The organism is Amycolatopsis sp. NBC_01480 (assembly GCF_036227205.1).
Classification (GTDB): Bacteria; Actinomycetota; Actinomycetes; order Mycobacteriales; family Pseudonocardiaceae; genus Amycolatopsis.
Genome location: NZ_CP109442.1, coordinates 3,606,518 through 3,624,060, shown reverse-complemented (window position 1 = coordinate 3,624,060; position 17,543 = coordinate 3,606,518). Strand labels below are relative to the sequence as shown.

Genomic DNA, 17,543 nt, shown 5'->3' with positions numbered 1-17,543 from the left:
AGCGGGTGCACCGTTCCGATTAAACCTCATTCTTCCCTGGAGAACTCCCGATGACCCGGACCGTGTCCGAAATCTCGCAGCTTGTCGCCCAAGGCATGGCCGCCCTCGACGTCGCGCCGATGGCCGACGTCTTCGCCGCCGACGCCGTCTACGAACTCCCCTTCCTCGGCCACCGCGTCGAAGGCCGCGCCGCGATCCTCGCCGCGCTGGCCGCCGGGGGCGAGCGGGCCCGCGCCCTCGGCCTGGAGAAAGTACAGGTCACCACCCGCGACAGCGCCGACGGCTTCATCGTCGAACTCGTCGCCGAAGGCCGGAACCCGCACACCGGCGAGGATTACCGCTTCCCGTCCTCGGTCGGGCTGCTGACCGTCCGGGACGGGGAAGTCACCGTGTACCGCGACTTCCCCAACACCGGCGCCGCGAAAACCATGATCGGCGCGAAGACCGTTTTCCAGCGCTTTCTTGACGCCTCAGTCGAAAACCGCTGGGACGACCTGGCCGACCTCTACGCCGAGGACGTGGTGATCGAGCTGCCGTTCACCCCCGCGGGCGTGCCTCGGCTGACCCACGGCCGTGAGGAGCTGCGCGAGCGCTTCCGCGCGGCCGGGCAGCTGCGGCGGATGACCAAGGCCGAGAACGTCGTGGTGCACGAAACCGCCGACCCCGAGGTGCTGGTGGCCGAGTTCGACCTGCTCGGCGAGTTCGACGGCGAACCGTTCACCTCGACGTACGCCATGGTGGTGACCGTCCGCGACGGCAAGATCGTGTACTCCCGCGACTACTCGGACACCGCCGCGGCAGCCGAGCGGATCGCCCGGTTCACCGCGTCGCGGACTGGGACGCCGGCGGGCTGAACAGCCGCTCGGCCGTGGCGGTCGTCCATTGCCACACGCCGGGTACCAGCAGGACGCCCACCAGCACGAACACCGGGAAGACCAGCCGGGTCTCGACCTTCTTGCCGGTGCGGATGCGCATCGGCTTCGGGAGGCGGATCTCGTACCAGGTCTCGCCGGCGATCGGGAGCGGGAAGAGGAACGGGCAGCCTGCCTCGGTGAGCGAGTCGCCGAGGCAGTGCACAAAACACCCGGCGGCGACGGCGAAGCCCAGCCAGCCGGAGATCTGCTGGAGCTGAGCGGCGTGGTCCGGCGGCGCGGTGAAGTACCACCACGCCACGGCCGCGCCGCTCACCGGCAGCAGCCAGTCGCCCAGCGCGCCCTCGGCCAGCAGGAGCCCGAAGACCACCACCCCGAACACGGCCCACGGACCGCCGGCCGCCGTGCCTGCCGCCGTCGCGGCGCCGAGGCCCGCGGCGAACAGCACGGTGTGCGAAAGATGGCGGTGCTTGCCGGTGACCTTCTCGTCGCGCGGGCCCTTGGTCAGCGCGTACACCGAAGCCGAGACGCGGCGCAGGAGCCAGGAGAGCGCGCCGGTCAGCCAGCCGAAGATGCGTGACGCGCTGGCGCCGGGGTGGTCGAGGTCCGGCAGCAGGGCGAACCCGGCCGTGGTGGCCCCGAAGACCACCGCCTGGTGCACCGAGGCCGCTCCGACGGCTGGTGCGAGGGCCAGGCCCGCACACCAGCCGGTCAGGGCGTGTGTGCGCCCCATCATCCTGCTCATCCCCCAGGTCGACGCCGGAATTCAAGTCCGGGCGACCGTATCGGGGATCAGGCCGGAGGCTCCTCCGACACGCTCAGGTGTTCGGCCACGCCCGTGAGTTCGATGACGCGGCTCACCGCGGAACTGGGCACCACCGCGAGCTCGACGTCCTGCTCACGGGCCTGCCGCTGGGCGTGCAGGACCACGTTCAGTGCCGAGGAGTCGAAGAAGGTGACCCCGGTCAGATCGGCCACCACGCGCAACGAGCTCTTGTCCGCGATCAGCCCGGCCAAGGCCTCCTGCAGCTGCGGGCTGGTGAGCAGGTCAAGCTCCCCGGTCACCACCACCCTCGGCTCGGTGGCCCCGGTGTCCAGCGTGATGCCGAACCCGGGCGGGGTGGCGTTCTGGTCGGCTGCGGGCATGCAGTTTCTCCTAGTCAGGCGCTGCTGCTGCGCCGGTACGCGCCTGTTGTCTCAAGCGGCAACCGTGTCACGGTTCCAGGCATCTGGAAACCCAACCCTAACCCAGCCTGCGGACGTGCCCGCGACGGCCGCCACCTGTCCCGTGGACCGGTACGCGCGGGGCTGGCGTCAAGCGCCGGACGGCGGCATCCGTGACTCCGGAAGGCCCTGACACACGTCTTCCCGCGTGCCGGACCGGCACGCGGGAAGCGGGCGTTTCTTGGGGGGATTCAGTGCGTGGAGACGGTCTTGCGCTTCGCGCGGCGCTGCCGGAGGAACAGCTCGCGGCGCTCGATCTCGCCGAGGCCGCCCCAGATGCCGTACGGCTCCTGGACGGTCATCGCGTGCCGGCGGCACTGCGCCAGCACGGGGCAGGTCTGGCAGATCGCCTTCGCCCGCGATTCGCGCCGCTCACGGGCGGACCCGCGCTCGTTGTCGGTGTGGAAGAAGAGGCTGCTGTCCGCGCCGCGGCAGGACCCTTGCAGCTGCCACTCCCACTCTTCCGACACCACGTTGGGCAGCCGGCTCACGTCAGCCATCTCGTCCCCACTTTCCCCGGGATCAGCTTCTCCGACCGCTACATGCCCGCCGGTCGCGCGAATCAAACGCGGGTTTGGTTTGCTCACACCCCGGGCATCTCGTCGCCGGGCAGCAGGAGGACACGGCCATAACGAGCCGGAGAGAGGACAAGCACGTGGAGGAGAACGCCCCGCTCGATCGGGAAGACGCCCAGCTCATCGAGGTCCGGACGGCGGCGATTCCGCACGTGGTGCCCACCCTGCGCACCATCGTGGCCGACATCGCGATGCGGCAGGACTTCGACCTGGACGCGGTCGAGGACCTGCGGATGGCGGTGGACGAAGCGTGCTCGATGCTGCTCCCGTCGGCCGCCGACGGGAAGCTGACCTGTGTGTTCTCGTGGATCGAGGGGCGCATCGAGGTCACTGTCTCGGTGCTGTCCGACGCCGCGGACCACGCGGACGAGACCGGTCTGTCCTGGCAGCTGCTCACCGCGCTGGCCACCTCGGCCCGGCGCACCGTGACACCGGTCGACGGCGGTTACCTCTCCCGGGTCCAGCTCGTGCGGGAGAGCGAGGCGGCCCGCTCGTGACGAACCCCGCCGAAGGCGACGGGTCCACCGATGTGGCGTCGCTGTTCGACGAGCTGGCCGGGCTGCCGGACGGCTCGCCGCGCCGTGAGGAGATCAGGGACCAGCTGGTGCGCGAGCACCTGGAGCTGGCGCGCAACCTGGCCCGGAAGTTCCGCAACCGCGACGAGGCGATGGACGACCTCGTGCAGATCGCGACCGTCGGGCTGATCCACGCCGTCGACCGGTACGACCCCTCGCAGGGCACCGACTTCCTGGCGTTCGCCGTGCCGACGATCTCCGGCGAGCTGCGCCACCACTTCCGCGACAACAGCTGGTCGGTGCGGGTGCCGCGGCGGCTCAAGGAGCTGAACGCGAACATCTCGGCCGCCCGCGAGGAGCTGACCGTGCGGCTCTCGCGCGCGCCGCGCCCGAGTGAGATCGCGCACCACCTCGGCGTGCCGATGGAGGACGTCTACGAGGGCCTGCGCGCCGGGCAGGGCCGGTACGGCGCCTCGCTGGACAACCTGCTGGAGAACTCGGCCCACACGCGCTTCGGCGCGCCGGACTCGAACCTCGGGCAGGCGGAGCTGCGGGAGGCGCTGCGGCCGATGCTGGAGAGCCTGCCGGAGCGGGAGCGCAAGATCGTCGCGCTGCGCTTCGGCTCGGGGATGAGCCAGTCGGACATCGCCCGCCGGGTGGGTGTTTCGCAGATGCAGGTCTCGCGTTTGCTGGCGGCGACACTTAAAAAACTGCGGACGGGATTGGTCGAGACTGACATCACCGAAGGCACTTGATTCGACGGCCACCCGGCTGGGTAGTTAGCCGGTGCGAGAAACTGACGGACAGGTCGGGAGGTGTGGACGCCCATGACGATGTCGAGGATGCGGACGCGGGCCACAGCGGCACCCATCACCGTGCGCCTGGCGCTCCCGGACGACATCACCGCGCCCGCCATCGCCCGCGGCATGGTCCGCGAAGCGCTCACAGACCTCGGGGTGGACGAGATCTCGCGGGACGATGTGCTGCTGGCGACGTCCGAGCTGGTGACCAACGCGTTCGAGCACGGCGAGCGGCCGGAGCGCCTCGAACTGCGCTTCACGGACGGGGAGCTGGTGGTGTCCGTGTTCGACGCGGGCACCGAGGTGCCGCACCTGAAGGAGCCGTCACCGGCGGCCGCGCGCAGCCGTGGCCTGCAGCTGGTGCACGCGCTGTCGCGGATGTGGGGCTACGAGGCCTGCGACGGCGGCAAGTACGTGTGGGCGACGTTCGCCATCCCCAGCTTGTGAGTGGCAGCGCCGCCTGAGCGAGCGGGACGGTCGGCCTAGGATCGCCGCCATGGAGACGCGCAAGATCGGCCGGCTCGGGCGTGAGGTTTCCGCCGTGGGGCTGGGCTGCTGGCAGCTGGGCGCCGACTGGGGCGCCGTGGACGAAGCCGACGCGATGGCCGTGCTGCACGCGGCCGCCGACGAGGGCGTGACGTTCTTCGACACCGCCGACGTCTACGGCGACGGCCGCAGCGAGACGCTGGTCGGCCGGTTCCGGGCGGAACGCGGCGACAGCGTGTTCGTGGCCACCAAGATGGGCCGGCGGCTCGAGCAGGTGCCGGAGAACTACGTCGCGAAGAACTTCCGCGAGTGGAACGACCGATCCCGCCGCAACCTCGGCATGGACACCCTCGACCTGGTCCAGCTGCACTGCCCGCCGACGCCGGTGTACTCCTCGAACGCGGTTTACGACGCGCTGGACGAGCTGGTCGACGAGGGCCGGATCAAGGCGTACGGCGTCAGCGTCGAGACCTGTGACGAGGCGCTGGCCGCGCTCGCCCGGCCGAACGTGGCGTCGGTCCAGATCATCCTGAACTGCCTGCGGCTCAAGCCGCTGGAGCGCGTGCTGCCCGCCGCCGTGGCCGCCGGCGCCGGGATCATCGCGCGGGTGCCGCTCGCCTCGGGCCTGCTGTCCGGCCGCTACACCGCGAACACCACTTTCGGCAACGACGACCACCGCACCTTCAACCGCCACGGCGAGGCGTTCGACGTCGGCGAGACGTTCTCGGGCGTCCCGTTCGACGTCGGGCTGGAGGCCGTGGAACGGCTGCGCGGGCTGGTGCCGGAAGGGCAGACGTTCGCGCAGTTCGCGCTGCGCTGGATCCTCGACCAGCTGGGCGTCAGCGTGGTCATCCCGGGCGCGCGCAATCCCGAGCAGGCGCGCGGCAACACCGTCGCGGGCGGGCTGCCGCCGCTGCCGGAGGAGGCCGCCGCCGGCGTGCGCGCGACCTACGAAGAACTGATCCGCCCCCTCGTGCACGACAAGTGGTGAACCGGTGACCCCTGAAGAACTGCTGACCACCACCCGCACCGTCCGCAAGCGGCTCGACCTCGAGCGGCCGGTGCCGATGGAGCTGATCGAGCGGGCGCTGACCATCGCGCTGCAGGCGCCGAGCGGCTCGAACCGCCAGGAATGGCAGTGGATCGTGGTCACCGACGCCGATCAGCGCGCGGCCATCGGCGAGCTGTACCGGCGCGCGACGTACGCGTACATGGCGTCTTCGGGCTTCGCGGGCAAGCTGTTCGCCGACGACCCGACGCGCGCCCCGGTGCAGCAGCGCACCGGCGGCAGCATCGAGTACCTCGCCGACCACATGGGCGAGGTGCCGGCGTTGCTGATCCCGTGCCTGAAAACCGGGTCGGCGAAGCTGCCGGAGGGCAACCAGGCCGGGATGTGGGCGTCGCTGCTGCCCGCGGCGTGGAGCTACATGCTGGCCGCGCGCTCGCTCGGGCTCGGCACCGCGTGGACCACGCTGCACCTGAACTACGAGCGGGAGGCCGCGGAGATCCTCGGCCTGCCGGACGACGTCCACCAGGCCGCGCTGATCCCCACGGCGTACTACACCGGCGACACCTTCTCCCCGGCCGCGCGCCGCCCCCTTTCGGAGGTCCTGCACGTCGACCGGTGGTGATCAACCCGCTCTGAAGGCCACCATGAGGGCATGCAGGTCCCTGAAGGTGGCCTTCAGGGCATCACTCGACGGTCAGGGTCAGGCCCTGCACGCCCCAGTCGTTGGCCTGCGAGCCGGGCAGCCACACGTCGACGATGTCGTCCTTGATCCAGCTGCCGATGTCGGCCGCGTAGCAGTGCCCGTAACCGGGGACGAAAAACCTTGTCCCCCAAGGGATGTTGCGCGCGTCGACGGCGCAGAAGCCGGGCCCGGCGTTGTAGCCGAGCGCGGTCTGGGCGACGTCGTTGTACGAGGTGACCTTGTAGTTCAGCGTGGTGCCCTTGGCCATGGCGTACGGCGCGAGCTGGTTCGAGCCGTTCACGCGGTAGGCCGTGGAGATCTGGCCGAGCGAGCCGGGGCTGTTGTCCTCCGCGGTCATCGCGTAGAGCTGGTAGTTCGCGTTCTGGCACGGGCTGGCGTCGGTGACCAGGAAGCTCGCCTGGCCCCAATCGCTGATCCATTGCAGCGCCTGGCCGTTGCGGAACGCGCGATAGGCGACGGCTCCGGGCACGCGGGCGAAGGTGAAGGTGACCTTGCCGTCCGCGCCCAGCCCGCCGCTCACGCCGGTGGGCGCGGGCAGCCGTCCGCTCACGTCCACCGGGTCGACGAGCGGGCCGGGCCCGTGGCCGCCGGTGATGGGGCGGACGGGGATCGGTCCGGTGTAGAAGTGCTGGCACGCCGGGAGATCGGCGGCCTGCGCCGTGGCGACGGGCACGGTGACGAGCGCGCCGAGCGTGAGCGCGACGGCGCCGAAAACTCGGAAAAGGGATTTCGCGGGCATGACGGGGAAACCTCCAGGGGGACACCGGGGTGGAGGAAACTCGCGGCGGGACTCGACGGTAGGCAGGCCGGACCCGGGCCGTCAATCGGTCTAGACCATTTGGCGGCTGCGGTGTTACCTCAGGCCAGCTCGGTGTCACCGCAGGGCGGCGAGGGGCCCGGCTCGGTGTTACTGCAGGCTGTCGAGGTAGCCCTCGAGCCGTTCGGCCAGTTCCACCGGACGGCTCAGCAGGACCATGTGGGAGCCGCTGATCTCGTCCGCCGTGATCCCCAGGCGCTCCTTCGCGACGTGCCGCTGCAGGTCCGGCGGGAAGAGCCGGTCTTCGCGGCAGAGCAGCACCTTCGTGGGGATGCCGGGCCACGCGGCGAGCGGCCAGGGATCGTCCCACTCGGCGCTGCGCTGGTCCCGCCCGCGGGCGACGTTCTCCTCCGCCAGCTCGGCCGGCACGTCGGCGAGGTACTGCTCGACGACGCTCAGCTTCTCGGCCGGCGAGGTGTAACCGGAGTTCTTCCACCACTGCCCGGGCGTCTCCCCCGGCGCGGGCACCATGCCGGCGACGAAAACGAGCAGCCGCGCGTTCAGCCGGTCGGCCACCAGCGGCGCGGTGAAGCCGCCGTAGGAATGCCCGGCCACCACCACATCCGTGCGCTCCCCGACCGCGGACACCACGGCGTCCCGGAAGTCGGCCAGCTTCGCCGCGGGGTCCTCGATCGGCAGATCCGGCGCGACGACGTCGTGCCCCCGCCGCCGTAGCTCGGCACCGACCAGATGCCAGTCCCAGCCACTGCCGCCGCCTCCGTGGATCAGCACGAATGTCGCCATCGGGCCAGCTTAGGCGGGACAGCGCCGCAGCATGTCCGTCAGCGCGGTTTTCTCCCCGGCGGTCACCGTGAGCGCGTAGTAGTGCTTCACCGTGATCCAGTCCGTCGCGTAGGTGCACCAGAACGAGACCAGCGGCGGCTTCCACTCGTCCGGGGCCTTGTCGCTCTTCTGCTGGTTCAGGTTGTCCGTGACGGCGAACAGCTGCGGGCGCGTGAGGTCGTTCGCGAACTGCTCGCGCTTGTCCTGCGGCCAGTCGCGGGCGCCGCTGGCCCAGGCCTGGCCGAGCGGGACCATGTGGTCGATGTCGACGTCGCCGGGCTTGGTCCAGGTCTGTCCGTCGTAGACGCTGAACCAGGTGCCGGCCGTCGGGTTGCAGTCGGCGCCCGCCTTGATGTCCTTGCCGTCGCGTTTGAGGACCAGCTCGCGGGTGTTGCAGTTGTGCCCCTGGTTGTCCCAGTGCGGGAATTTCTCACGGGAGTAGCCGGTCATCGAGCCGCGGTCGGCGATCTTCAGCTCCCCCAACTGTTTCGCCGCGTCGCCGGCACTCACGGGCGGCGGCGAGGAAGGCTCCGCGTCGACACCCCTTCCGGCGTACCAGAAACCCGCGATCGCGACGGCGAGAACCACGACGAGCAACAGGATCCGCTGGGTGGGGACTTTCCGGGCCATGGCGCGCGAGGTGTCCTCTCGACTGGGGCGGAAGCGGCGGTACCAATCCGACCGGAAGTAGGCGGACACGGGCTACAGCCGATCCGCTTGAAGGAACCCGTTTCCGCCGTAGCTGTAGTCGGATTGGTAACGGATGGCACAGTATGCCGGGCTCCGTGGCGGCATCCGCGCAGAAACTCCCGGCCGCGGGGCGAACGTGTCCGGGGCCACGTGTCACGCAAACCGGGCGCCGAGCGACTACGGGGTGGGGACCCAGCGCGAAGGGAGCGTCGCCGATGTCCGGGCGGCTACGGAAGTGGAACACGCGGGTCGACGACTACCTGCAACTGAAGGCCGCCGAGGGCGGGAACGTGGTCGCCATGAGCCGCGTCGCCGCCGCCCTGCGCGAGCGCGGCGAGCTGGCCGAAGCCGAGTCCTGGTACCGCCGGGCGGCCCTCGGCGGCGACCGCGTCGCGATGACCGCGCTGGCCCACCTGCTCGCCGACCGGGGCGCCCACGAGGAGGCCGAACGCTGGTACCACGAAGCCGCGCTGGCCGGTGACCCGCACGGAATGGTCGGGCTGGGCCGTTCCTACGAACGCCGCGGCCGGCTCAGGGACGCCGAGTACTGGCTGCGCGAGGCCGCCGAGACCGAGGACGCCGAGGCGATGGCCGCGCTCGGCCATTTGCTCGCCGAACGCGGCCGCCCCGACGAAGCCGAGGACTGGTGCCGCCGCGCGGCGAGCACGGGCAACACCGCCGCGATGCTCGACCTCGGCCTCGTGCTGCGCGGGCAAGGACGCCACAGCGAGGCCGCGCGCTGGTGGCGTGAAGCCGTCGAGGCGGGTGACCTCGCGGGCACCTGCCTGCTCGGCCGTCAGGCGGAGCGCCTCAGCCGCGTCAAGGAAGCGGAAGCCTGGTACCGCCAGGGCGCGACGGGCGGCAACGTCGAGGCGACCGTCCGGCTGGGACTGCTGCTGCACCGTCGCGGCGACGTCGACGAAGCCGAAGCCTGGTACCTCGACGCGGCGGAAGCCGGTGACACCGCGGCGATGACGAACCTCGGCGTGCTGGCCCGCAGCCGCGGCGACGAGGGTGAGGCCGCGGCCTGGTACCGCAAGGCGGCCCAGCACGGCAGCGTCCCGGCGATGACGAACCTCGGGCACCTCGCCGAGGCGCGCGACGACCTCGCGCAGGCCGAGAAGTTCTTCCGCGCCGCGGCGGAAACCGGTGACGTGCAGGGCATGCTCAGCCTGGCCCGGATGCTGCACGGCCGCGGCTCCGTCAACGAGGCCGAGACCTGGGTCGCCCGCGCCCAGGAGGCCCGCGCCGAGGCGAGCCAGGACGGACGCGACCGGGCCTGAGACCGCCGCGGCTGTCCCCCACTCGGTGCAAAGTTCCGGACGGCCGGCGCACCGGTCGGCAACCACGCTGTGGATTCCCCTGACCAGGCAAGGAAAAGATCATCCGCGCCGCCGCGTCGCCCGACACCGAGGGTGGCCGTCCCGATCTATCAAGTGATCCTATTGTGTGACTCACTTCACAGATCTACTCTAGAGGCCTTGCTCCCACCACTGAGCGCACAGGGAAGAGCCGCGATGTCGTGGTCTCCGAAGAGCGCGGACGCCGTCGCGGCGTTGTTCGAACGCCGCGTCGCCCCCGTACACGATCTGGCCGAACAGGCCGGCGCCGTGGCGGACGCGTGCCACGGGATGGCCCTGCGCTTCCACCGCGGCGGGAAGCTGGTGGTCTTCGGCAACGGCGGGCCCAGCACCGACGCGCAGCACGTGGCCGTGGAGTTCGTGCACCCGGTGATCGTCGGCAAGCGGGCGCTGCCCGCGATCTCGCTGACCGCCGACGTCGCCACGCTCACCGGCGTGGCCAACCGCGTCGGGCTGGCCGAGGTCTTCGCGCACCAGATCCGGTTCCTGGCCGAGCCCGCGGACATCGCGCTCGGCATCTCCGCCGACGGCGGGTGCGAGAACGTCCGCCGCGGCCTCGAAACCGCCCGCGACCTCGGCCTGCTGACCATCGCGCTGACCGGCGGCGACGGCGGGGCCATCGCCGCCACCCCCGGGCTGGACCACGTGCTCGTCGCGCGGTCGGCCGATCCGCTGGTGGTCAAGGAAGTGCACGTGACGACCTACCACATCCTGTGGGAGCTGGTGCACGTCTTCTTCGAACACCCCGGCGTGCTCGCACCGGAGGTGGCGTCGTGAACGCCGATGGCGCCGACAGAGGACCAGCCGCCCCCGCCTGTCACGACGGGGTGTGCATCACGTGTTCGGACACCGCGGTCGAAGTGACCGTAGTCGAACTCCTGGACCTCGGGTTCGCAGTCGTGGATACCGGCTCGGGCCGGGAAGAGGTGAGCGTGGCACTGGTTTCGGCCGGTGTCGGCGATCGAATCCTGGTACACGCCGGCGAAGCCATCGCACGTCTGGAGAAACCCCAGTCCGCTAGGAGATGAGCGCCATGACACGGGGCGATCCCGTGGGCGCCAGTGGTCTCGAGGAGCTGTACCCGTTCCTGTACTCGGGTGCCAGTGACGTCGAGGCCGTGCTCACCCAGGTCCGTCAGTCCACAGTAGACAAGACTCGCGAGATCATCGAGCTGCGCGCGAGCGTGCTCGAATCGGACGGCGAGCGGCTCTACGCCTGTGCCCGCGACCTGGCCCGGGCATTCGCCCGCGGCGGCCGGCTGCTGGCGTTCGGCAACGGCGGCAGCTCCACCGACGCGCAGGACCTCGCCAGCCTGTTCCTCTCCCCGGCCGGGGACGCGCGGCCACTGCCCGCGTTCGGCCTGACCAACGACATCGCCGTGGTGACCGCGCTGAGCAACGACATCGGGTTCGACGTCGTGTTCGCCCGGCAGGTCGCCGCGTTCGGCCGCGCCGGCGACATCGCGATCGGCCTGTCCACCAGCGGGAACTCCGCGAACCTGCTGGCCGCGTTCGACGAGGCCGCCCGCCGCGGCCTGGTCACCGTCGGCATCGCCGGTTACGACGGCGGCCGGATGGCCGAGCTCGACAGCATCGACCACCTCTTCGTCGTGCCTTCGCCTTCGGTGCACCGCATCCAGGAAGCCCAGACCACCCTTTACCACGCGCTGTGGGAGCTGACCCTCGGCGCGCTCGACGACCTCCAGGGGCAACAGCCGTGACGCATACCCAGGAAGAAGAGAAACCCATCCACATCCTGTGGATCAACGCCGGACTGTCGTGCGACGGCGATTCCGTCGCGCTGACCGCGGCCACGCAGCCCAGCATCGAGGAGATCGTCCTCGGCGCGCTGCCCGGCCTGCCGAAGATCGCGGTCCACTGGCCGCTGATCGACTTCGAGTGCGGGCCGGACAAGGGCGCGGACACCTTCATCGAATGGTTCTACAAGGCCGATCGTGGTGAGCTGGAACCGTTTGTGCTGGTCATCGAGGGCTCGATCCCGAACGAGGCGATCAAGTCCGAGGGCTACTGGTGCGGCTTCGGCAACAACCCGGAGACCGGCCAGCCGATGACCACCAGCGAGTGGCTGGACCGGTTGACGCCCAAGGCCCTCGCGGTCGTCGCGGCCGGCACCTGCGCGGCGTACGGCGGCATCCACGCCATGGAGGGCAACCCGACCGGCGCCATGGGCGTGCCCGATTACCTGGGCTGGGACTGGAAGTCCGGCGCCGGCATCCCGATCGTCTGCATCCCGGGCTGCCCGACGCACCCGGACAACTTCTCCGAAACCCTGACCTACCTGCTCTACCAGGCGGCGGGCCAGGCCCCGATGATCCCGCTGGACGACCACCTCCGTCCACAGTGGCTCTTCGGCGCGACCGTGCACGAGGGGTGCGATCGAGCCGGGTACTACGAGCAGGGCCAGTTCGCCGACACCTACGACTCGCCGAAGTGCCTGGTCAAGCTGGGCTGCTGGGGCCCGGTGGTGAAGTGCAACGTGCCCAAGCGCGGCTGGATCAACGGCGTGGGCGGCTGCCCGAACGTCGGCGGCATCTGCATCGGCTGCACCATGCCGGGCTTCCCGGACAAGTTCATGCCGTTCATGGACGAGCCGCCGGGCGCGCACGTGTCCTCGCTGGCCAGCGGCGCGTACGGCTCGGTGATCCGGCGGCTGCGCAAGATCACCGAGCGCAAGGTCGACCTGGAGCCGAAGTGGCGGCACAAGGGCAAGCAGCTCGAGACCGGCTACCGCTCCTCTTGGCGCTGAAGGGACTGGGGACATGACACAGACGGAAAGCGGCAAGAGCGTCAGCACCAAGGGCAAGACCGAGCTCGTCGAGATGGCCTGGGACCCGATCACGCGCATCGTCGGCAGCCTCGGCATCTACACGAAGATCGACTGGGCGCAGAAGAAGGTCGTGGAGTGCCACAGCACGTCCTCGGTCTTCCGCGGCTACAGCATCTTCATGAAGGGCAAGGACCCGCGCGACGCGCACTTCATCACCAGCCGCATCTGCGGCATCTGCGGCGACAACCACGCCACCTGCTCGGTCTACAACCAGAACATGGCCTACGGGGTGCGCCCGCCGCACCTCGGCGAGTGGATCATCAACCTCGGCGAGTCCGCCGAGTACATGTTCGACCACAACATCTTCCAGGAGAACCTGGTCGGCGTCGACTACTGCGAGAAGATGGTCGGCGAGACCAACCCCGGCGTGCTGGAACTGGCCAACCGCACCGAATCGCCGCACGCCGAGCAGCACGGCTACCGCACCATCGGCGACATCATGCGCTCGCTGAACCCGCTGGAAGGCGAGTTCTACCGGGAGGCGCTGCAGGTCAGCCGCTCCACCCGGGAGATGTTCTGCCTGATGGAGGGCAGGCACGTGCATCCGTCCACTTTGTACCCCGGCGGCGTCGGGACCATCGCGACGGTGCAGCTGTTCACCGACTACCTGTCCCGGCTCATGCGCTACGTCGAGTTCATGAAGCGCTGCCTGCCGATGCACGACGACCTGTTCGACTTCTTCTACGAGGCCCTGCCCGGCTACGAGGAGGTCGGCCGCCGCCGCATCCTGCTCGGCTGCTGGGGCAGCCTGAACAACCCGGAGTACTGCGACTTCACCTACGAGAACATGGAGGCCTGGGGCCGCAAGATGTTCGTCACGCCCGGGGTGGTGGTGGACGGCAAGCTGGTCACCACCAGCCTGCTCGACATCAACCTCGGCATCCGGATCCTGCTCGGCTCGTCCTTCTACGAGGACTGGGAGGGCATGGAGAAGTTCGTCACGCACGACCCGCTCGGCAACCCGGTCGACTCGCGGCACCCGTGGAACCAGCACACCATCCCGCGGCCGCAGAAGCGCGACTTCGACGACAAGTACTCGTGGACGATGTCGCCGCGCTGGTTCGACGGCAAGGACCACCTGGCGCTGGACACCGGCGGCGGCCCGCTCGCGCGGCTGTGGACCACGGCGCTGGCCGGCCTGGTCGACACCGATTACGTGAAGTCCACCGGGCACAGCGTGGTGATCAACCTGCCGCGCACGGCGTTGAAGCCCGAGGTCAGCTTCGAGTGGAAGATCCCGAAGTGGAGCAACGCGCTGGAGCGCAACCGGGCGCGCACGTACTTCCAGGCCTACTCCGCCGCGATCGCCCTGCACTTCGCCGAACGCGCGCTGGCCGAGGTCCGCGGTGGCAACACCAAGACCTGGGAGCCGTTCAAGGTGCCCGACGAGGGCGTCTCGTGCGGGTTCACCGAGGCCGTGCGCGGCGTGCTGTCGCACCACATGGTGATCAAGGGCGGCAAGATCGCGAACTACCACCCGTACCCGCCGACGCCCTGGAACGGCAGCGTCCGCGACTCCTTCGGCACCCCCGGCCCGTACGAGGACGCCGTGCAGAACACGCCGATCTTCGAGGAGAACACGCAGGAGAACTTCAAGGGCATCGACATCATGCGCGCGGTCCGCAGCTTCGACCCGTGCCTGCCCTGCGGCGTGCACATGTACACCGGCAAGGGCAAGACGCTGGAGCGCATCCACACCCCGCACGCGTTCGGCGGAGAGGTGCTCTGACCATGGCGGGCTCCGACGTCGGCCAGGTCGGCGAACGCATCGAGGCGCTGCTGGGCGAGCTGGCCGAGCGGGCGGACCAGCCGACCGTCGACCTGGCCGAGGACCTCGTCCACACGCTGCTCGAGTTCTACGGCGCCGGCCTGGAGCGGGTGCTGGCCGTGGTGCGCGAGTCCGACGGCGGTGAGGCGCTGCTCGGGCGCCTCGCCGACGACGAGCACGTGCGCGGTCTGCTGGTCCTGCACGACCTGCACCCGAAAACGACGCTGGAGCGCGTCACCGAAGCGCTCGACAAGGTGCGGCCGTACCTCGGCTCGCACGCCGGCGACGTCGACATCGTCGGCATCACCGGCGAAGGAGTGCTCCAGCTGCAACTGATGGGGACGTGCGACGGCTGCCCGTCCTCGACCGTCACCGCGAAGTACGCCATCGAGCGGGTGGTCCGCGAGGCGGCGCCGGAGATCTCCGACGTCGTCGTCGAGGGGGTTGTGCCCGAGGGCGCCGCACCCGTGCAGACCGGCCCGGGCGGACGGCCGCTGCTGCCGCTCGAAGCACTGGAGTGCCCGGTCCCGGTGGAGCAGGCATGACGGGCGGCCTGCGCCGGTTCCTCGAGCCCGCCGTCCGGCCCGCGCCCGGCGAGCGGTGCGAGCTGTGCACGGAACCGGTCGGGGCCGGCCACGGGCACGTGATCGACCTCGAGTCGAGGGCGATCATGTGCACCTGCCGGGGCTGCTACCTGCTGTTCACGCACACCGGCGCGGGCGGCAAGCGGCATCGCGCGGTGCCGACGCGGTACCTGCACGCGCCGCGCTTCCCGGCGGGCTCGACGCTGTGGGAGTCGGCGGGGGTGCCGGTGCGGATGGCGTTCCTGTTCCACAACTCGGTGCAGGGGCGCACCGTCGCGTTCTACCCGAGCCCGGCCGGCGCGACGGAATCCTTGCTGCCATTGGACACCTGGACCGAGCTGCTCGATACGCAACCGGCGTTCGCCTCGATCGCGCCCGACGTCGAGGCGTTGCTGATCAGCAAAAACGACTTCGGCTACGAGTGCTTCCTGGTGCCGATCGACGCCTGTTACGAGCTGGTCGGCCTGGTCCGGCTGCACTGGCGCGGCTTCGACGGCGGCAGCGCGGCCCACGAGGCGATCGACGGGTTCTTCGCGGACCTGCGCGAGCGCAGCGAGGTCGTGGCCGATGGCTGAACTCACCTTCGACTGCGTGGACGTGCAGCCGTTGAAGTACGCGGCCTCGCCGACGCTGGCGTTCACCATGCGGGTCACCGAGCTGACCGCGCAACCGGTGTACGCGCTGGTGCTGCGGATACAGCTGCGGATCGAGCCGCAGCGGCGGCGGTACTCCGACGGGGAGTCCGAGCTGCTGACCGACCTGTTCGGCGACCCGTCGCGCTGGGGCGAGACGCTCAAGCCGTTCCAGTTCGCCGCCGTCTCCGCGGTGGTGCCGGGGTTCACCGGCAGCACCGAGTTCGTGCTCGAGGTGCCGTGCAGTTACGACCTGGAAGTGGCCGCGGGCAAGTACTTCCACGCGCTGGCCGACGGCGTGGTCCCGCTCGTGCTGCTGTTCAGCGGCACCGTGTTCGGCAAGGGCGGGCCCGGGTTCTGGGTCGAGCCGGTGCCGTGGCACGTCGAGGCCGAGGTCCGGATGCCGATCACCGCGTGGGACGAGCTGATGGACCGGTACTTCCCGCAGGTCGCGTGGATCAAGCTGCACCGGGACACCCTCGACGAACTGCTCAAGTACAAGGCGCGCCACGCGATCCCGACCTGGGACGCGGCGATGGAGAAGCTGCTCGGCTCGGCCGGTGATCCGCCGTGACCGCGGTCGGGGACCAGGCCCGCGCGGTCGGCGACGCGGTGCTGTACGAGGGCTACCTGCTCTACCCGTACCGCGCGTCGGCGGGCAAGAACCGCGTGCGCTGGCAGTGGGGTGTGCTGATGCCGCCGTCCTACGCCGACGACGCGCGCGGCGAGTACGCGACCTCGCGCACCGAGTGCCTGCTGGAACCGCGCTCGCACACGGCGCTGCACGTCAAGCTGCGGTTTCTTCAGGCGCAGCAACGATTGGCGCACGACGGCGAGGAGTTCGTCGCGACGATGACCGCCGCCGGCACCGAGTACACGACCTGGGACGAGGCCGTGGAGCGTGAGGTCGACTTCGTGCTGCCCGCCGCTGAATTGCTCGCCCAGCCCGTCGAGACGCCGTTCGCCGTGCCGGGCTGGGAGGAGTCGGAGGACGTCGGCGACGGCTGCTCGCTGGTCCGGCGTTCGCAGGAGCTGACCGGGGTGCTGACCGCGCGGCTCGACTCGCTCGACGGCCCGTTCGGCGGCGTCCGGCTGCGGCTGGACCTGCGCAACACCAGCCCGTGGACCGCCGCGGACCCGACCCGGGAGACGGCGCTGCGGCACGCGTTGCTGGCCGCGCACCTGATCCTTTCGGTCGACTCCGGGCACTTCCTGTCGATGCTCGACCCGCCGGAGTGGGCGAAGCCGGCCGTCGAGGCCTGCGTGAACGAGCGCGTCTGGCCGGTGCTGATCGGGAGCACCACCCAGAGCCCGGTGATGCTGGCCTCGCCGATCATCCTGTACGACGACCCGGCGATCGCCGCTGAGAGCGCGGGCGAGCTGTTCGACGGCACCGAGATCGACGAGATCCTCACCCTGCGCACGATGGCCCTCACCGACGACGAAAAACGCGAGGTCAGGGCCACCGACCCGCGGGCGGCGTCGATCGTGGACCGGGTCGACGACATGCCGCAGGAGCTGCTCGACCGGCTGCACGGCACCGTCCGCTACCTGCGTTCGGTGACCGGGGAGCCTGAAGTGCCCTGGTGGGATCCCGGCGCGGACGCGTCCGTCTCGCCGGAGACCGACAGCGTGATCGTCGCCGGAACGCGCGTCGCGGCCGGTTCACGCGTGCGGCTGCGGCCGAACCTGCGCGGCAGCGACGCGCAGGACATGTTCCTCACCGGCCTGGTCGCCACCGTGCGCGCCGTGCTGTCCGATGTGGACGGATCAACGCACGTGGCCGTGACCGTGGACGCCGACCCCGCCGCGGAGCTGCAGAACGCGCACGGCCGGTTCCGCTACTTCTCCCCCGACGAGCTGGAGCCGTTATGAGA

The 17,543-nt window shown here is 70.3% G+C and carries 22 protein-coding genes; 16 read left to right on the top strand and 6 right to left on the bottom strand.

Going from position 1 to position 17,543, the window contains the following annotated elements; all coding sequences use genetic code 11:
- Nucleotides 1-50 precede the first annotated feature (50 nt).
- A complete protein-coding gene (locus OG371_RS17280) occupies nucleotides 51-854 on the top strand; it encodes a nuclear transport factor 2 family protein (RefSeq protein ID WP_329070440.1) in 804 nt (267 codons plus the stop codon).
- Here the strand turns inward: OG371_RS17280 and OG371_RS17275 are convergent.
- The 3 genes from OG371_RS17275 to OG371_RS17265 form a co-directional block, all read right to left on the bottom strand.
- Nucleotides 820-1,605 (bottom strand): metal-dependent hydrolase, encoded by a 786-nt coding sequence (locus OG371_RS17275; RefSeq protein ID WP_329073127.1) that lies wholly within the window; start codon nucleotides 1,603-1,605, stop codon nucleotides 820-822. The two genes, OG371_RS17280 and OG371_RS17275, sit on opposite strands and share 35 nt — an antisense overlap.
- 59 nt (nucleotides 1,606-1,664) lie before the next feature.
- The gene (locus tag OG371_RS17270) at nucleotides 1,665-2,018 is read right to left on the bottom strand and encodes an STAS domain-containing protein (protein WP_329070437.1); all 354 of its coding nucleotides are present in this window, start codon (nucleotides 2,016-2,018) and stop codon (nucleotides 1,665-1,667) included.
- A 269-nt stretch (nucleotides 2,019-2,287) separates the two neighbouring features.
- Complete coding sequence (locus OG371_RS17265) at nucleotides 2,288-2,596, bottom strand: WhiB family transcriptional regulator (RefSeq protein ID WP_091621823.1); 309 nt, start codon at nucleotides 2,594-2,596, stop codon at nucleotides 2,288-2,290.
- Nucleotides 2,597-2,751: 155 nt separating this feature from the next.
- On the opposite strand from OG371_RS17265, the gene OG371_RS17260 reads away from it, so the two are divergent.
- The 5 genes from OG371_RS17260 (at nucleotide 2,752) to OG371_RS17240 (ending at nucleotide 6,103) form a co-directional block, all read left to right on the top strand.
- Nucleotides 2,752-3,168 carry an anti-sigma factor gene (locus OG371_RS17260; protein ID WP_329070434.1) on the top strand — a complete coding sequence of 139 codons (417 nt, stop codon included), beginning with the start codon at nucleotides 2,752-2,754 and terminating at the stop codon, nucleotides 3,166-3,168.
- On the top strand, nucleotides 3,165-3,941 hold the full coding sequence (locus OG371_RS17255; protein ID WP_329070432.1) for a SigB/SigF/SigG family RNA polymerase sigma factor: 777 nt from the start codon (nucleotides 3,165-3,167) through the stop codon (nucleotides 3,939-3,941). The genes OG371_RS17260 and OG371_RS17255 overlap by 4 nt, the downstream gene beginning before the upstream one ends.
- Nucleotides 3,942-4,013: 72 nt before the next feature.
- Complete coding sequence (locus OG371_RS17250) at nucleotides 4,014-4,433, top strand: ATP-binding protein (RefSeq protein ID WP_329070430.1); 420 nt, start codon at nucleotides 4,014-4,016, stop codon at nucleotides 4,431-4,433.
- Nucleotides 4,434-4,482: 49 nt separating this feature from the next.
- Complete coding sequence (locus OG371_RS17245) at nucleotides 4,483-5,463, top strand: aldo/keto reductase (protein ID WP_329070428.1); 981 nt, start codon at nucleotides 4,483-4,485, stop codon at nucleotides 5,461-5,463.
- A 4-nt stretch (nucleotides 5,464-5,467) separates the two neighbouring features.
- Nucleotides 5,468-6,103 (top strand): nitroreductase family protein, encoded by a 636-nt coding sequence (locus OG371_RS17240; RefSeq protein WP_329070426.1) that lies wholly within the window; start codon nucleotides 5,468-5,470, stop codon nucleotides 6,101-6,103.
- A gap of 61 nt (nucleotides 6,104-6,164) precedes the next feature.
- Here OG371_RS17240 and OG371_RS17235 read toward each other — a convergent pair whose 3' ends face one another.
- The 3 genes from OG371_RS17235 to OG371_RS17225 form a co-directional block, all read right to left on the bottom strand.
- A complete protein-coding gene (locus OG371_RS17235) occupies nucleotides 6,165-6,923 on the bottom strand; it encodes a 3D domain-containing protein (protein ID WP_329070424.1) in 759 nt (252 codons plus the stop codon).
- 168 nt (nucleotides 6,924-7,091) lie between these two features.
- Entirely contained in the window at nucleotides 7,092-7,745 is a 654-nt protein-coding gene (locus tag OG371_RS17230) for an alpha/beta fold hydrolase (protein ID WP_329070422.1), read from the bottom strand.
- A 9-nt stretch (nucleotides 7,746-7,754) separates the two neighbouring features.
- Complete coding sequence (locus OG371_RS17225; protein WP_329073126.1) at nucleotides 7,755-8,414, bottom strand: HNH endonuclease family protein; 660 nt, start codon at nucleotides 8,412-8,414, stop codon at nucleotides 7,755-7,757.
- Between the two features lie 275 nt (nucleotides 8,415-8,689).
- On the opposite strand from OG371_RS17225, the gene OG371_RS17220 reads away from it, so the two are divergent.
- The 10 genes from OG371_RS17220 to OG371_RS17175 all read left to right on the top strand — a co-directional run bounded on the left by OG371_RS17220 (nucleotide 8,690) and on the right by OG371_RS17175 (nucleotide 17,541).
- Nucleotides 8,690-9,757 (top strand): SEL1-like repeat protein, encoded by a 1,068-nt coding sequence (locus tag OG371_RS17220; protein ID WP_329070421.1) that lies wholly within the window; start codon nucleotides 8,690-8,692, stop codon nucleotides 9,755-9,757.
- A 234-nt stretch (nucleotides 9,758-9,991) separates the two neighbouring features.
- The gene (locus tag OG371_RS17215) at nucleotides 9,992-10,612 is read left to right on the top strand and encodes a D-sedoheptulose-7-phosphate isomerase (RefSeq protein ID WP_329070418.1); all 621 of its coding nucleotides are present in this window, start codon (nucleotides 9,992-9,994) and stop codon (nucleotides 10,610-10,612) included.
- Nucleotides 10,613-10,662: 50 nt separating this feature from the next.
- Nucleotides 10,663-10,863, top strand: coding sequence for a HypC/HybG/HupF family hydrogenase formation chaperone (locus OG371_RS17210; RefSeq protein WP_329073124.1), 201 nt, complete (start codon nucleotides 10,663-10,665; stop codon nucleotides 10,861-10,863).
- 5 nt (nucleotides 10,864-10,868) lie between these two features.
- Nucleotides 10,869-11,555: a D-sedoheptulose-7-phosphate isomerase gene (locus tag OG371_RS17205; protein ID WP_329070416.1), complete on the top strand. Its 687-nt coding sequence runs from the start codon at nucleotides 10,869-10,871 to the stop codon at nucleotides 11,553-11,555.
- Complete coding sequence (locus OG371_RS17200) at nucleotides 11,552-12,601, top strand: hydrogenase expression protein HypE (protein WP_329070414.1); 1,050 nt, start codon at nucleotides 11,552-11,554, stop codon at nucleotides 12,599-12,601. The genes OG371_RS17205 and OG371_RS17200 overlap by 4 nt, the downstream gene beginning before the upstream one ends.
- 13 nt (nucleotides 12,602-12,614) lie before the next feature.
- Nucleotides 12,615-14,411 (top strand): nickel-dependent hydrogenase large subunit, encoded by a 1,797-nt coding sequence (locus OG371_RS17195; protein ID WP_329070412.1) that lies wholly within the window; start codon nucleotides 12,615-12,617, stop codon nucleotides 14,409-14,411.
- Between the two features lie 2 nt (nucleotides 14,412-14,413).
- Nucleotides 14,414-14,995 (top strand): NifU family protein, encoded by a 582-nt coding sequence (locus tag OG371_RS17190; RefSeq protein ID WP_329070411.1) that lies wholly within the window; start codon nucleotides 14,414-14,416, stop codon nucleotides 14,993-14,995.
- Nucleotides 14,992-15,609, top strand: a complete 618-nt coding sequence (locus OG371_RS17185; RefSeq protein ID WP_329070410.1) for a DUF5947 family protein — start codon at nucleotides 14,992-14,994, stop codon at nucleotides 15,607-15,609. Before OG371_RS17190 ends, OG371_RS17185 begins: the two co-directional genes overlap by 4 nt.
- Complete coding sequence (locus OG371_RS17180) at nucleotides 15,602-16,240, top strand: DUF6084 family protein (RefSeq protein ID WP_329070409.1); 639 nt, start codon at nucleotides 15,602-15,604, stop codon at nucleotides 16,238-16,240. The genes OG371_RS17185 and OG371_RS17180 overlap by 8 nt, the downstream gene beginning before the upstream one ends.
- Nucleotides 16,237-17,541 carry a hypothetical protein gene (locus tag OG371_RS17175; protein WP_329070407.1) on the top strand — a complete coding sequence of 435 codons (1,305 nt, stop codon included), beginning with the start codon at nucleotides 16,237-16,239 and terminating at the stop codon, nucleotides 17,539-17,541. Before OG371_RS17180 ends, OG371_RS17175 begins: the two co-directional genes overlap by 4 nt.
- Nucleotides 17,542-17,543 lie beyond the last annotated feature (2 nt).